This window comes from Cupriavidus sp. 10L45, assembly GCF_056395225.1.
This window is the reverse complement of record NZ_JBFTJC010000021.1, coordinates 1-15,202: the sequence shown is the minus strand read 5'-3', so window position 1 is coordinate 15,202 and position 15,202 is coordinate 1. Positions and strand designations below refer to the sequence as shown.

General features: G+C 68.2%; 12 protein-coding genes. 2 read left to right on the top strand and 10 right to left on the bottom strand.

Annotated features, from left to right (window positions below; translation table 11 throughout):
• Positions 1 to 109: 109 nt before the first annotated feature.
• Together fusA and AC1DFU_RS26840 are read right to left on the bottom strand one after the other, a co-directional pair.
• Positions 110 to 2,215, bottom strand: coding sequence for an elongation factor G (gene fusA, locus AC1DFU_RS26845; protein WP_092301611.1), 2,106 nt, complete (start codon positions 2,213 to 2,215; stop codon positions 110 to 112).
• Between the two features lie 104 nt (positions 2,216 to 2,319).
• On the bottom strand, positions 2,320 to 3,183 hold the full coding sequence (locus tag AC1DFU_RS26840) for a polysaccharide deacetylase family protein (RefSeq protein ID WP_255371001.1): 864 nt from the start codon (positions 3,181 to 3,183) through the stop codon (positions 2,320 to 2,322).
• Positions 3,184 to 3,554: 371 nt separating this feature from the next.
• Here AC1DFU_RS26840 and AC1DFU_RS26835 point away from each other — a divergent pair, with 371 nt between their 5' ends.
• Complete coding sequence (locus AC1DFU_RS26835; protein ID WP_177220022.1) at positions 3,555 to 4,265, top strand: DUF3047 domain-containing protein; 711 nt, start codon at positions 3,555 to 3,557, stop codon at positions 4,263 to 4,265.
• Here the strand turns inward: AC1DFU_RS26835 and AC1DFU_RS26830 are convergent.
• Complete coding sequence (locus tag AC1DFU_RS26830; RefSeq protein WP_441593703.1) at positions 4,262 to 5,020, bottom strand: lipoate--protein ligase family protein; 759 nt, start codon at positions 5,018 to 5,020, stop codon at positions 4,262 to 4,264. The genes AC1DFU_RS26835 and AC1DFU_RS26830 overlap by 4 nt on opposite strands.
• Before the next feature lie 137 nt (positions 5,021 to 5,157).
• Here AC1DFU_RS26830 and AC1DFU_RS26825 point away from each other — a divergent pair, with 137 nt between their 5' ends.
• Positions 5,158 to 6,720, top strand: coding sequence for a methyl-accepting chemotaxis protein (locus AC1DFU_RS26825; protein WP_092301602.1), 1,563 nt, complete (start codon positions 5,158 to 5,160; stop codon positions 6,718 to 6,720).
• A gap of 69 nt (positions 6,721 to 6,789) precedes the next feature.
• On the opposite strand, the gene AC1DFU_RS26820 is transcribed toward AC1DFU_RS26825, so the two are convergent.
• The 7 genes from AC1DFU_RS26820 to AC1DFU_RS26790 form a co-directional block, all read right to left on the bottom strand.
• Positions 6,790 to 7,806, bottom strand: a complete 1,017-nt coding sequence (locus tag AC1DFU_RS26820; protein ID WP_092301599.1) for an LLM class flavin-dependent oxidoreductase — start codon at positions 7,804 to 7,806, stop codon at positions 6,790 to 6,792.
• 126 nt (positions 7,807 to 7,932) lie between these two features.
• The gene (locus AC1DFU_RS26815) at positions 7,933 to 10,668 is read right to left on the bottom strand and encodes a patatin-like phospholipase domain-containing protein (RefSeq protein WP_441593702.1); all 2,736 of its coding nucleotides are present in this window, start codon (positions 10,666 to 10,668) and stop codon (positions 7,933 to 7,935) included.
• A 72-nt stretch (positions 10,669 to 10,740) separates the two neighbouring features.
• A complete protein-coding gene (locus AC1DFU_RS26810) occupies positions 10,741 to 11,727 on the bottom strand; it encodes a DedA family protein/thiosulfate sulfurtransferase GlpE (protein ID WP_092301593.1) in 987 nt (328 codons plus the stop codon).
• A 120-nt stretch (positions 11,728 to 11,847) separates the two neighbouring features.
• Positions 11,848 to 12,261, bottom strand: a complete 414-nt coding sequence (locus tag AC1DFU_RS26805) for an Hpt domain-containing protein (RefSeq protein ID WP_441593701.1) — start codon at positions 12,259 to 12,261, stop codon at positions 11,848 to 11,850.
• A gap of 20 nt (positions 12,262 to 12,281) precedes the next feature.
• Positions 12,282 to 12,941, bottom strand: a complete 660-nt coding sequence (locus AC1DFU_RS26800; protein ID WP_092301587.1) for a response regulator transcription factor — start codon at positions 12,939 to 12,941, stop codon at positions 12,282 to 12,284.
• A gap of 339 nt (positions 12,942 to 13,280) precedes the next feature.
• Positions 13,281 to 14,102, bottom strand: coding sequence for a hypothetical protein (locus tag AC1DFU_RS26795; protein ID WP_092301584.1), 822 nt, complete (start codon positions 14,100 to 14,102; stop codon positions 13,281 to 13,283).
• A 390-nt stretch (positions 14,103 to 14,492) separates the two neighbouring features.
• Positions 14,493 to 14,882, bottom strand: coding sequence for an OsmC family protein (locus tag AC1DFU_RS26790; protein ID WP_092301581.1), 390 nt, complete (start codon positions 14,880 to 14,882; stop codon positions 14,493 to 14,495).
• Positions 14,883 to 15,202: the final 320 nt, after the last annotated feature.

Below are 15,202 nucleotides of genomic sequence, written 5' to 3'. Positions count from 1 at the left end.
AGCAGTGGATGAGGCGGCGTGTGGCCGCCGGAGCATCATGCCATGAATCGATGACGGGTGGCGCATGGTGTTCTCCCCGCTCCCTCCGGGAAGGGGAGAACACCCGTGCTCAGTTCTTGCGCGAGCTGATCACCGCCTCGGCCACGTTGGCCGGGGCTTCGGCGTAGTGCTTGAACTCCATCGTGAAGGTGGCGCGGCCCTGGGTGAGGGAGCGCAGCGAGGTGGAGTAGCCGAACATCGTCGCCAGCGGCACCTCGGCGCGCACGATCTTGCCGCCGCCGCCCGCGATGTCTTCCATGCCGTGCACCATGCCGCGCCGCGAGGAGAGGTCGCCCATCACGTTGCCGGTGAATTCCTCGGGCGTTTCCACCTCCACGGACATCATCGGCTCCAGCAGCACCGGCTTGGCGCGGCGCATGCCTTCCTTGAACGCCATGGAACCCGCCATGCGGAACGCGTTTTCGTTCGAATCCACATCGTGGTACGAGCCGAACACCAGCGTCGCCTTCACGTCCACCACCGGGTAGCCGGCCAGCACGCCGGCTTCCAGCGTCTCCTTGATGCCCTTGTCCACCGCCGGGATGAACTCGCGCGGCACCACGCCGCCCTTGATGGCATCGACGAAGGCATAGCCGCCGCCCTGCGGCATCGGCTCGAGGTTCAGCACCACGTGGCCGTACTGGCCGCGCCCGCCCGACTGCTTGATGAACTTGCCTTCCACGTCCTTGGCGGTGCTCTTGATGGTCTCGCGGTAGGCCACCTGCGGCTTGCCGACCGAGGCCTCCACGCCAAACTCGCGCTTCATCCGGTCCACCAGGATTTCCAGGTGCAGCTCGCCCATGCCCGAGATGATGGTCTGGCCGGACTCCTCGTCGGTCGCCACGCGGAACGACGGGTCTTCCTGGGCCAGCCGGTTCAGGGCGATGCCCATCTTCTCCTGGTCGGCCTTGGTCTTCGGTTCCACGGCCTGCGAGATCACCGGCTCCGGGAAAGTCATGCGTTCGAGGATGATGACCTTGTCGGGATCGCACAGGGTGTCGCCCGTGGTGGCCTCCTTGAGGCCCACGGCCGCGGCGATGTCGCCGGCGCGCACTTCCTTGATCTCGTTGCGGACGTTGGCGTGCATCTGGAGGATGCGCCCCAGCCGTTCGCGCTTGGACTTGACCGGGTTGTAGACCGTGTCGCCCGAATTCACCACGCCCGAATACACGCGGAAGAAGATCAGCTGGCCGACGAACGGGTCGGTCATGATCTTGAAGGCGAGCGCCGAGAACGGCTCGTCGTCGTTCGGGTGGCGCTCGGCTTCCTTGTCGTCCTCGGTGTGGCCGAGGATGGCGGGCACGTCCGCCGGCGACGGCAGGTAGTCGATCACCGCGTCCAGCATCGCCTGCACGCCCTTGTTCTTGAAGGCGCTGCCGCATAGCATCGGCACGATTTCACCGGCGATGGTGCGTTTGCGCAGCCCGGCCTTGATCTCTTCCTCGGTCAGCGGCTCGCCGCTCAGGTAGCGCTCGAGCAGGTCCTCGCTGGCTTCGGCGGCGGCCTCGACCATCTTCTCGCGCCATTCCTGCGCGGTGGCCTGCAGCGCGGCCGGGATGTCGGTGTACTCGAAGTGCACGCCCTGGCTCGTATCGTCCCAGACGATGGCGCGCATTTTCACGAGATCGACCACGCCCTGGAAATGATCCTCGGCGCCGACCGGAATCTGGATCAGCACGGCGTTGCCCTTCAGGCGATCGGCGATCTGGGTCTGCACGCGGAAGAAGTCGGCGCCCACGCGGTCCATCTTGTTGACGAACGCGATGCGCGGCACCTTGTACTTGTTGGCCTGGCGCCAGACGGTTTCCGACTGCGGCTGCACGCCGCCCACGGCGTCGTACACCATGCAGGCGCCGTCGAGCACGCGCATGGAGCGTTCCACCTCGATGGTGAAGTCCACGTGGCCGGGGGTGTCGATGATGTTGATGCGATGCTCGGGGTAGTTCCCCGCCATCCCCTTCCAGAAGGCCGTGGTGGCGGCCGACGTGATGGTGATGCCGCGCTCCTGCTCCTGCTCCATCCAATCCATGGTGGCGGCCCCGTCATGCACCTCGCCCAGCTTGTGGTTCACGCCGGTGTAGAACAGGATGCGCTCGGTCGTCGTCGTCTTGCCGGCGTCGATATGCGCGCTGATACCGATGTTGCGATAGCGTTCGATGGGGGTCTTGCGGGGCACGGTGATTCTCCGGTTAGGGCACCACGGGCCGTTAGCGTAGCACTTCTACGAATTCCTCGTGCGGTGCCGCATGGCCGATTGGGCCCTGCCGGAGCAGGCGCCGGTCAGGGCCAGCTTTGCCGCGCGTAGTCGCCGTCCCTGGCACGCACCAAAGCGGCGCGTTCGGCGGCGCGGGCGTCGGTATAGAAGGGCGGATCGGCCAGCGGCAGGCCGTTCTCGCGCGCGGCATCGACGAGGATCTGGAGGTACTCGGTCATGTGCGACGCCGTGTAGTCGTTGGTGTCATGAAAGCTCACCACCACCGGCACCACGCCGTTCACCGGCTGGAGCCGCCGCGCGCCGATGGCCGCGCGCACCTGCTCCAGCTCGCTCACCATATGGGAGCGCCGCCGCAGGCTGATGTGCCAGCCGTAGATCTTGCCGTCGCGCGCGTTGGCGTCGGCCATGAGCATGCCCAGGCCCAGTCCCTGGTAGACGCCCCGCGTCTCATCGTTATAGGCCCAGTTGGGCGGCCGCACCAGTTGTGCCACGTGGCGGCACTGGGCGGCGATGTCCGCCTCGCCCGCGCGCAGCGACGCCGCCAGCTCGGTCGGCGCCAGCTTGGTATGGGAGACATGGCCCTCCACCACGCCGCTGTGCACGGCGAGCAGGTGGCCGGCGGCGCAGGTGTCGCGCATCTGGGCGCGCCCGGCCGCGCCGCCGCCCCGGCGCGGATGCGCGGTCTGGACGAAGAAGATGGCCTTGATGCCGGGCGCAATCGGGTTGTCGGCCAACTGGCGCAGGATCAGCGGCGTGCTGCCATCCGGGCCGGCGTCCGGGCCATCGTCGAATGTCAGCAGGAAGCGCAGCGGCGGCAGCTTGGCGGTGGGCTTGGCGAACGCCACCGGCGTGACGGCGGCAGGCGGCTCCGGGGTCTCGGACGCCGGGAAGGTGCCGTCGGCCAGCACGGACACGGGCGCGGCCAACATCAGGACCGCGGACAACAGGGATCGAACGACAGCAGCACGCATGCGGAATCAGGGGAGCGGAGATGACGGCGCGCGGCCAGACCCGCACCGCGCGAGGCAGCACGATACCACCGGCCTGCGGCCCGGCCGTGGGCCAGTTTGTAAGCAGGTATGTGAAGTGGCGAATGCGGTACTTGTGGCGAGGGCGCGCCAGATCCTGTCAGCGTCTGTCCGAAGCCGATTTCGGCCTACGCCGCACGGTGCGGGCCGGCGGCGCTTTCTACAATGGACTGAGCAGTCCATGCGAATGATCTGAATTTCACCCGTCACCATAACAAAAGGCGGTCACGATGCGCGCCCCGGTCCTTCGTCTTACTCGTCCGATATTGCCGATGCTCGCCGCCATGGTGGCGGCCTCGGCCATGACCCTTGCCACGGCGGCCCGTGCCGACGACCCCGGCGTTGCCTTCTCGGCCAGCCGGCCCGGCGGCGCGCTGCCGGAGGGCTGGCAGAACAAGCCCGTGGTCAGCGGCAAGGCCCTCACGCGCTACGCGCTGGTGGCCGACCAGGGCACCACGGTGCTCGAGGCCGATGCCACCGGCGCCGCCTCCGGCCTGATCCACGCCGGCGACTTCGACCTCGCGGCCACGCCGGTGGTGCAATGGCGCTGGAAGGTGGCCGGCCCGATCCCGGACGCCGACAACCGCGACGCCAAGCGCGAGGACGCCCCCGCCCGGCTGGTGTTCTTCTTCGACGGCGAAAGCAGCAACCTGTCGATTGGCGAGCGCGCCGGCATGGCCATCTCGGGCGCGGTCGGCGACAAGCTGCCCTACGCCACGCTGATGTATATCTGGACCAACAGCGCGCCGGTGGGCACGGTCATCGCCAATCCGCATACCAACCGGGTGCAGATGATCGTGGTGGGCGGCGCGGCCGATGCCGGCAAATGGCAGAAGCTGCGCCGCAATGTGAGTGCGGACTTCCAGAAGGTCTTCCGCGAAAAGCCCGGCAAGCTGCTGGGCTATGGCCTGATGACCGATACCGACAACACCGGCGCCAACGCGCGCGCCTGGTACGGCGACATCCGCTTCACGGCGCGCTAGGCGCCCGGCGGCGGCGTGCGGGCGATGGCGGCGCGGATCGCCTCGGCCACGCGCGACGTCAGTTGGGGATCGTCCTCGATGCCGGCCGCCTCGCGCACGCTGACCACCTTGGCCGGGTCGTAGTGCCGGCCGCTCCCGATGGCCGCCTCGAACGCATTGGCGCGGGCATTGATCTCGACCGGGTCCGCGCTCACCAGCAGGATGGCGTGCGCCAGCACCAGATGGCGCTGGCCATCGTCCGATTGCGCGGCGGCCGGCGCGCGGCGCCAGTACTGCGCGGTGCCGGCGATCTTGCGCGCTGCATCGCCCGGCCCCCAGGCCAGGTTGTAGCGCCCGTCGCAGAACGACCCCTCCACCGCCTGCCAGTGCGTTTCCACGCCCAGCTGGCGCATCCCGTCCGCCAGCACATCGCACAGGTGGATATAGACGGGCTCCATCCACGTAGCCGCGCCCTTCGGCACCGCGTAGGCCAGGCTCACGTTCAGGATGCCCGGCCCCTGCGGCACCAGCCCGCCGCCCGACATGCGCAGCCAGACCGGGCAGCCCCGGGCGGCAAAGTCCGCGCGGGCGGCCTCGATGCCGGGCTGGCGCAGGTAGCTGCGCGGAATCACCAGTGACAGCGGCGCCTCCCACAACTGCGCCACCGGGCCGCGCAGGGCGGCGTGGTCCAGCAGCGCCAGCTCGCCCTGCAGCGGATCGGCCTCGGCGGGGTCTGGATCGATGAAGGAGAAGGCGGCGGACGGCTGAGCGGTCATGGCAGGGGGCTCCAGGTGGACAGTGCGGCGCAATTTTCCCGATCATCGCCCATCTTGGCCCCCTGGTGCTAACGGAAGCTAAGGGAATGTGGCTGCGGCGTCGTTAATCCCAGGGAATTCCCAACAGCCTCCCGATCATGAACCGTCTCACTCTGAACACCAAACTCTGGGCGGCGCTTGCCGTCATGTGGCTGCTGCTGCTCGCGCTCGGCACCTGGAACGCCTTCCACACCAGGTCCGTGATGATGGGCGAGCGGCGCGAGAGCCTGCAGTCGCTGGTCGCCACCGGCGAGGGCATCGTCAAGCTGTACGCGGCGCGTGCCGCCAAGGGCCAGATGTCGAAGGAAGACGCCCAGACCGCCGCCAAGGACGCGCTGCGCGCGATGCGTTTCGGCCAGAACGGCTACCTGTTCATCATCGATTCCAAGCCGCAGGTGATCCTGAACCCGGGCCTGCCGCAGACGGAAGGCAACCAGGTCGGCGAGTTCAAGGACCCGGATGGCGTCTACGTCTACCGCGCGATCCTGGAAGGCGCGCGCCGCACCACGGGCCCCGAGGCTGGTTTCTCGACCTACCGTGGCCGCCTGCCCGGCACCGAAAACCCGCAGCGCAAGCTGACCTACGGCCGCTACGTGGCGGACTGGGACTGGTTCGTGGCCACCGGCGTGTTCCTGGTCGATGTGGAAGACGCGTTCCGCGCCAACCTGATCAACGCCCTCGTCAGCACGCTGCTGATTGGCGCGCTGATCGCGGCGGTGATGCTCTGGCTGATGCGCACCGTCAAGCGCAGCCTCGGCGGCGAGCCGGCCTACGCGGTGGAAGCGGTCACGCGCATCGCCGGCGGCGACCTGACCGTGCCGGTGACCGTGCGCGCTGGCGACGAGCAGAGCGTGCTGGCCGCCATGCAGCGCATGCAGACCCGCCTGGCGGGCACGCTGGGCGAGATTCGCGGCGCGGCGGGTTCCATCGCCACGGCCACGGACCAGATCTCGGCGGGCAATACCGATCTCTCCCAGCGCACCGAAGAGCAGGCTTCGGCACTTGAGCAGACCGCGTCGAGCATGGAAGAGCTGACCGGCATCGTGCGCCAGAACGCGGACAACGCGCGGCAGGCCAGCGCGCTGGCCGTGAATGCCTCGGACATTGCCAATCGTGGCGGCGAGGTGGTCAGCGAGGTGGTGGCGACGATGGGCGAGATCAACAACGCCTCGCGCCAGATCGTCGACATCATCGGCGTGATCGAAGGCATCGCCTTCCAGACCAACATCCTGGCCCTGAACGCGGCCGTGGAAGCGGCGCGGGCCGGCGAGCAGGGCCGGGGCTTCGCCGTGGTGGCGGGCGAGGTGCGCAGTCTGGCCCAGCGCAGCGCCAACGCCGCGAAGGAGATCAAGACGCTGATCGACAACTCGGTGGCGCAGGTGGACAACGGCTCGTTGCTGGTGGCCAAGGCCGGCGAGACCATGCACGAGGTGGTGGGTGCGGTGCGCCGCGTGACCGACATCATGGGCGAGATCAGCGCGGCTTCCGCCGAGCAGAGCACCGGCATCGAGCAGGTGGGCCAGGCCGTGACGCAGATGGACTCGGTGACACAGCAGAACGCGGCACTGGTCGAGGAAGCGGCTGCCGCCGCCCATTCGCTGGCCGAGCAGGCCCAGTCGATGATGCGCGCGGTGTCGGCGTTCCGGCTGGCGACGGCCTGATCGATCCGGCTCGTACGCAAACAAAAACCGCGGCCTTGGCCGCGGTTTTTGCTTTCTGGCGCTGACGGTTCAGGCCAGTTGCGTGGGCGAGAGCGACAGGGCGCGCACCGCCTTCGCGGCAATCTCGAACGACTTGAGCCGCGCCGCGTGATCGTAGATCTGGCCGGTCAGCATCAGTTCGTCGGGGCGCAGGTCATCCACGAAACGTTGCAGGCCGTCGCGCACGGCGGCGGGGTCGCCCACGACCGAGACGGCCAGCGAGCGGCGGATGTGGTCGGCCTCGCTGGCGTCCCAGAGCAGGTCCATGTTGTCCACGGGCGGCTTGAGCTGGCCCGGCGTGCCGCGCACCAGTGCCAGGAACTGCTGCTGGAGCGACGAGAACAGCCGGCGCGCCTCGTCACCGGTGTCGGCGGCGAACACGTTGACGCCGAGCATCACGTGCGGGCGATCGAGCTGTTCGGACGGGCGGAAGGTGCGCCGGTACAGGTCCACGGCCTGGCGCATGAAGCCGGGCGCGAAGTGCGACGCGAACGCAAACGGCAGCCCCATCGCGGCGGACAATTGCGCGCTGAACAGGCTCGATCCGAGCAGCCACAGCGGCACCTTCAGGCCCGCGCCGGGCACCGCGCGCAGGCGCTGGCCCGGGCGCACCTCATCGAAATAGGCCTGCAGCTCTTCCACATCCTGCGGGAAGGTGTCGGCGCTGTCGTGGCTGAGCTGGCGGCGCAGCGCGCGCGCCGTGGCCTGGTCGGAGCCGGGCGCGCGGCCCAGCCCGAGGTCGATGCGGCCCGGATACAGCGCAGCCAGCGTGCCGAACTGCTCGGCAATCACCAGCGGCGAGTGGTTCGGCAGCATCACGCCGCCCGAGCCGACGCGGATGGTGGACGTGCCATTCGCCACGTAGCCGATCAGCACGGACGTGGCCGCGCTGGCAATGCCGGGCATGTTGTGATGCTCGGCCAGCCAGAAGCGGCGATAGCCAAGGCGTTCGGCGTGCTGCGCCAGGTCCAGCGTGTTGCGCATGGCCTGGCCGGCATCGCTGCCTTCCACGATCGGTGAAAGGTCGAGCAGGGAATACGGAATCATGGATGCGGGGCGCGGCCGGGGTGACCGGCGCGCCATGTGGAGACGGGAACGGGGCTATGGTAGTCACGTGCGCCGAATCGTGCTGGCGCCCGCCGAGTAGCCCTGCTAACCGTGGGGCTACGCGCGTTACCCGAACAGCCGCTGCGCTACGGGCCCCTGGGCAATGCGCCGGCCGATGTCGAACCCCAGCGCGCGGTAGCTCTCCCACTGTGCTTCATCGAAGAACTGGTCGGCGGTGCCTTGCTGCGGGAAGTCGCGATGGACGGCGCCGTACTGGCGCACATCGGCCGGCGCGGTGGGTGTGAGGCGCGGCTTCAGCAGGATGATGCGGGTGACTGGCGGGGCGTCCGGGGCGCCGCCCTGGCCGGCCACGAAGGCATTGAGCAGCAGCCCGACCTTCATTCGGCTCTCCGGGCTGGCATCGGCGGCAAAGTCATCCATGGTGCCGAACACGGTCTTGAGCACCGGGTCGCTCGCGGCGGCGGTGTCCACCACGATTTCGAGTCCGAAGTCGATGCGGGCCAGCCGGATCAGGTTGGCGAGATCCTTGAAGCGGTAGTCGGCGTCGCAGCCGCAGTCGCACAGCACGATCAGCGCTACGCGGCGCTCCGGGCGCAGCAGTTCATAGACGGCGGTGTTCTCGAAATGGCCGCCATCGGACAGGTACTGCCAGCCCCGCCGCGTGCCGTGAAAGCGCGCGGCGAGTTCGCACCCGAGGTAGTACTGCGTGCGGAACAGGCCGGTCAGCACGCCGAGCGTGGGCCGCGCGCGCCCCGCCGCGCCGCGCCGGCGCATGGGGGCGTGCCCGCTGCCAGCATCCAGCCGCGATGGCCACCAGACGCCGAGCCGCAGGTTGGCGAACCCCATCAGCAGCGAGGTGCCCAGCGTGGAGGCGCGGCCGAGACCGGTGGAGATGGCGGCGCCCGAGATCGCCACCCAGTCGCCCACGGTGCGTGCGTGGGCCATCTCGCCGGGATGACGGCGGAAGGTGCGTTCCTGCGACATCGCGCAGCAAGGCCGCCCATCGACGCTGAATCGCACGTAGGTATCGGCGGGCAGTTGCTGCGGGGCGCCCGGCTGGGCCAGCGCGGGGCCCGGCGAGACGCACAGCGGCTTGCCCTTGCGGTCGCGCTGCACGAGCTGCTCGGCCGGATCGACGGTCAGGTTCAGCGTGACGTTGATCAGGTGCAGCGGCGCCAGCACGCGGGGATCGTAATAGTCGTTGAGGCTCAGGGCGTCGTCCGGGGCGGGCTCGGCCACGCTGAAGCGCTGCCGCGCGTCCGGGCTGCCCGCCGTGGCGGTGAAGCGGTTGCCGTTGGAGGCGCCCAGATAGGCGCGCGTGAGCCGGGAGGCGTAGAACGACTGGAGCGTGGACAGGTTCAGGAAGCCCGCGAAGCGCCCCACCACCATCGCCATGACCAGCGCGAGCCCCGTCAGCACGGCCAGCGCGGGCGTGGTCCAGGCCTTGCCGAAGACGAGCCAGTCGACCGGCTCGCCGCCATCCCACCGCACCCAGAGCACGATCCACGACCAGAGCACGAAGACGAGCAATGCCAGCACGGCCGCCAGCGCCCCGGCCAGCAGCGAGACGGGCAGGCGGTTCAGCATCGCGCGCCAGGACGAATCGCCGGCGCCCTTGTGGCCGTTATCGAGCAGATTGGCGCCATAGCGGACCAGCCAGACCAGCACGCCCAGCGTGCCGGCCGGGCCGAGCGCGCCCCACGGATGCACGGTCAGATAGCTATAGAGATAGCAGGTGCGCGCGGCGGTATCGGCAAGCCCCAGCGCGGCCAGCGCGCCGGTGACCCCCATCGCCGTGCGCAGCGCCCGCGTGGCGCGCACGCGGAACATGGTCACCGAGCGCGGGGCCGGCATCACCATGACCAGGCAGGACGCCACGCCCAGCCAGGCCAGGATGCCGATGGCGAAGCAGGCGTAGGCCAGCCGTGGCGACGGCTGCAACTGCTGGAACCACCACGCGGTGGCCAGGAAGGCCGCGCCGATCAGCGCCGCGAGCAGCACGGCGTTGTTCAGCACCCGCACGGGCTGGCGCGGGTCGTCCGAACGCGGGTAGACCAGCCAGAACGCGATGCCGGGGGGCACGGCGAACAGCAGCGCGGAGGCCACCGGCAGCCAGAGCAAGGGGCTCCACCAGATGGCCAGCCGTTCGTCGTAGAACGCCAGGCGCGCGGCGTGGAGCAGGTCCATCTCGTTGCGGGCGAGTCCGTGCCATGCGCCCGTGGCCAGGTGCAGCCCCAGCGCCAGCGCGGCCAGTAGCACCAGCAGTGCACTGCCAATCACATATTGCATGGCCAGCCAGTTTCGCACCACCACGGCGGCGGCGTAGAGGTTGTCGCCCGCGCCGGTGGGGGTGAGGTAGCGGCCGTTCTCGCGCAGCCACGCCACGGCGGCCCGGCCCGGGGTCTCGGCATAGGAGACCGAGGTGTGGATGCGCCCCGGCGGTTCGTATTGCATCGTCCGGTAGGCATCCTGCGCGGCCTGCACGGCACTGGTGCCGCGCCGCAGCCGTCCGGGCACGAACAGGCTGACGAAGAACGCGCCAAGGTAGCCGCCGCCGCTGACGGTGGAGAGATAGTCGAACTGGGCCAGCAGCGACTGGGTGCCGGCGACAGTGGGGGAGGGCGGGGTGTCGAGGGGCGTCCGGGCGGGCGTCTGGGCGGGATTCGGCGCTTCGGCCATCGCCTGCATCACGCCGAGGCAGAACGTGGCGCTGCGGATGCCGCCGCCGGAGAGGGCGAGCGCGTAGGTCTGGCCGGCGCTGTGCCGGGGAATATCGAGCATGCGCCGGCGGTGCGCCACGCGCGCGGCTTCATCGTCCCAACCCGGGTCTTCGCCTGGCATGCCGCCCTCCCTGCACAATGGCCTGCGCCAAGTATAGGAAGCGGCGGTTGCTCCGGGGGTACGGCGGGTGGATTAGTGCGCGGAGGCCTGCTTGGCGGGGTCGGCCGCGTCGTTGCTGGCCTCATCGGCCGGGGTCGACAAGGCGCCCTGCAGGCGCTTCCATTCGTCGAACCCGCCCGCCAGCGCCCAGGTGTGGCGGTAGCCCGCCACACGCAGCCGCTCCGCCAGCACGGCGGCGGACATCTCATGGGGGCAGGCGCAGTAGATCACGATGTCATGTTCGGGCGAATGCTCGCCCAGCGTTTCCAGCGGCGCGTGCAGCTCCATGACCAGCGCGCCGGGAATGCGCTCGATGGGAGCGACGCCATGCGCGCGCACGTCCACCACCAGCGGCGGCGCGCCCGTCGAGCGGCGCGATTCCAACTCCATCACCGTCATCCGCGGAATCCGGCCCGTGCGGCGCAGCATGCGCCAGCGCAGCCAGAAGCGCCAGGCAATGAACAGCGCGAAGGCGCCGCCGGCAATCAGCACGGCGATATGGCCGTAGGTGCTGAAGGCGGCCAGGATCGTATCGACGAAATCGCTGAACACCACGCCCGCCAGCAGCGCGCCGCCAGCCCAGACCAGCGCGCCGAGGGCGTCGTAGAACAGGAAGGTCATGAACGGCGTGGAAGTCATGCCGGCCATGGCCGTCGAGAGCGCGCCGGCGCCGGGCAGCAGCTTGGCGAAGACGAGCGAGCGGGGGCCTACGCGCAGGTAGAGCGACTGGGTCTGCCGGATGCAGGTGTCGGGGGAGAGGGAGACGCGGCAGATCGTGCGCAGCATCGGCTGGCCCAGCCGCTTGCCGGCGAAGTACCACGCCGTATCGGCGATCAGGCAGGCGGAGATCACCGCGAACAGCACGGCGCCAATCGACGGACCAGACTCCTGCATCGACAGCGCACCCGCCACGAACATCATCGGATAGGCCGGCACCGGCAGGCCGGCCTGCTCGGCCAGCACGCTCAGGAACACCAGGGACAGCCCGTGGCTGTCCAGCAAGGCCTGCAAATCACCCACGACATGTCTCCCGCCAGAAAAAGGGTCCGGCGCGAAAAGAAGGGGGCGGCCGGATGGACCCACAGTGTGCCAGTGCCACCGGCGCCTTGCACTGCCATGATGTAGGCAGGGTCATCAAATTCACTGAATGTGGCTGGACGGCGACGTATCTTCGGCCGGATCGGGATGGCAGGCGGGGGGCGCGGCAGCCTGCAGGGCGATCAGCGCATCGTTGAATTCGGTCACGATGGCGACATAGCGCGGCAGTAGCGCGTCGATCACGGCAGGCTTGCCCTGCCGCGCCGCGGACTCCAGCGACTTGCCCGCCGCCACCAGCGTCGGGCAGCGGGACAGCGCAGCGCTCCCCTTGATGCGGTGCACGGTGCGCTGCACGCCGGTCCAGTCCCGCATCGCCACCGTCCGCTGCAGGTTGGCCATGTCCGCCTCGTTGGTCTCGATCAGCCGGGCGAGCAGCATCCGGTAGAGCACGGGGTCATCCCGCGCCGCGTTGGCCACTGCCGCGCCCATGGCTTCGCGTTCGGCGCGGGGCAACACGCGGCGGGCCCCGGCGCGGGTCACGGGGTGAGCTGGCAACGTCGGGCGAAATCGACCAGATCGACCAGGGATTCGGCACGCAGCTTGGCCATGATGCGCGCCTTGTAGCTGCTGACGGTCTTGTTGCTGATGAACAGCGCGTTGCCGATGATCTTGTTGCTCATGCCGCGTGCCAGCATGCGCAGGATGACGACCTCCTTGTCCGACAGCTTGCGCAGGCCTTCATCGTCGCTGACCATGCGGGACTCGTGCGAGGGGTCGCTGAACGTGACGGCCGTGGCGGGATTGGCGCTCGCGCCGTTCGGGAACACGGTAAAGCCGCCGAGCACGCTTTCCACGCAGCGGACGATGGCATCCATGTCCTGCGTCTTGCTGATGAAGCCCTGCGCGCCGGCCTGGTAGGCGCGCGCGGCGAACGGCGTGGGATTCTGGGCGGTCAGGATCAGGATACGCACGGCCGGATGGAGCGCGCGCATGCGTGGCGTGGCATCGAGCCCGCTCATGCGGGGGATGTCGAGGTCGAGTACGACGAGGTCGGGTTTATGTCGACGCACGGCCTCGATGGCGCTCTGGCCGTTGTCGGCTTCCAGCAGTACATTCACGCCCAGCAACTGGGAGAGATGGGCGCGCATGGCAAGCCGCAGCGCGGGGTGATCGTCGACGATCAGGATGGTGGTCATGCGTTGCTGCCTTGTGGCCGTGCCGCGTGGGCGGCTGGCCAGGGGTCATCACTGACTGGGCAGTATATGGAGATAGCGTCGCTTAATTTGTGGGAAATTTCCGCAATCGCTGCGTGAAATTTCCCCATTTGCGCCGCATTAGATCCAGATCATGTTCGCGTGACATTTTATGTCACTCATAGGCTACGGACCATCCCAAAAAAATAGCGGCCCTCCACCAACATGGGGGGCCGCAAATCGGGAATGCGAGGAGGTCAGAATCCTCAAGGAGTGTTATCGGCACATGGGGGCGCCGCTGATCCCTACTTAGGTGGGGCCAGCGTCACACTGCAGCCGGTATCAGGCGATCAGCCGATCCGGCTGGTTGGCTGGCCCCGTGGCGGCACGCACGCGGCGCACGCCGGCTTCCATCTCCGCGTGCGCGGCGTCCAGCCACGCGATGCGGTGGCGCACGGGATCATTGGGCGACAGGTCGTTGGCGGTTATCTCGCGCAGGAAATACCGCACCATGCTGCCGGCGCGCGCGGGCACCGGCATCATCCCCAGCATCTGGCCCCGATCGATCAGACCCAACCCGGCGGCATGCCGCAGCCCCGCCCACGCCGTGCGCCCCAGTCCTATAAAGAGCGCCTGCCGATGGCACTGCCCGAGCCGCGCGAGGAACAGCGACTCGAAGACGGCGCGGAGCATGGGCACATCGAGCAGTTCGTCGAGCGGGCCGTCGAATGCGAGCCCGCGTCGCGTGGTGGCATGGGGCAGCAGGGCAAGCGGCTGGATGGCGTCGAACCCATCGTTCCACAAGGCTGCCGCATGGGGTTGCCCAATCAGCTCGGGCACGCGGAAGTGGTCGAGCATGCGGATCAGGTTGGGCCGCACGAGTCGGCCGCCCAGTTCCACACGCCGCTTGTTCTCGCGCTGGATGCTCCGCCCGGGCGTATGCGCGAGCAGCAGTTCCTCCGTGACCGATGCGGCGAGCCGCACGTGGGTGTGGCCCGGCGTGGTGCTGACCAGCACCAGGCGCGCATCGGCGTTCCGATGTTCGAACGGCACGTAAGCCATGGTGTACGTCCCGTCCTGATCCACCATCACGGGTTTGTCCGCAATGGCTCGCGCGCCGCCGCGTCGGATGCGCGCGCAATACTCTTCGATGTAGTTCGCCAAGATGTCCCCGCTCCAATGCTTCCCTGCTGCTGGCTGCCATGTCTTGTTTTGGCTTCATGTTAAGCCGCAGTACATGGCCACGAAAGCGCCCAAGTGGCGTTCGGAGCGCGTTACAACACAGGCTTGGTTGGCGAGCGAACCAATGAGACGAGGGAGCCCTACGTATGAGGGATGCGTTTCGCGCTTGGGATGTGGATCTCGCTGTAGGACAACGTTGCGCGACAGGTGGGTCAGGATGATGACGGCGGGATCGGCCTTTGGGGCCGCCAGCAAAAAAGGCCGGACACGAGTCGTGTCCGGTAACCCATTTGCTGACTCAGGTCGTGTCAGAAACCCGAGAACTCAAATGATAACCATTATCATTTGTCGAGTCAATGAATGGCGGTGCCTTTAGGCGGTCAGCGTGGTTTCGATCGAAATCTGGGCGGACAGGGATTTGTGCACCGGGCACTTGTTGGCCACGCGCAGCAGATCCTCGCGCACGTTCGGCGGCAGCTCTCCATCGATCTTGACGGTGCGGATCATCTTGTAGGTGCCGGGCGCCTCTTCGTGCCGCACCGAGACGTGCACCTCGCGTAGGTCATAGCCCTTGCGCTTGGCGTACACCTGGAGCGTGAGCGTGGTGCACGCGGCCAGCGCGGAGTCGAGCAGGTCATGGGGGTTAGGGAGCGACGGGTCGCCTGCAGGGGCGTCCAGGTCCGCGCGCCAGGTGGCGGTCTCGTTGCGCAGGTCGCAGGCGCTCGCGCCCGAGGCGGCGAGCCAGGTTGCTTCAATGGTCATGGGTGAGTGTCCTCTGGAGATGGGAGGGCGGGAACCGGTCCCGGATTGATGATTCTATATATAGGGGCCCGACATCGCGCTGCTGAGGTGCCGTAATCGTCATTTCCAGAAAAATCTGAAATTTTGATGACAAACCCCTTGCCAGCCTGCGTTGGCTCCCTTAATATTCGCCCCCTCGCAACACAAACCGCGCTGCAAACGCAGCAGCGACAAGGGTTGCGGGGTTGATGGGTGGTCGGGCTGAGGAGTTTTCCAGCGCTGACCGCAGCGAAAAAAACTTCGCTGACCTGTTGACGAAACGCAGGTTGTTCTTCATAATC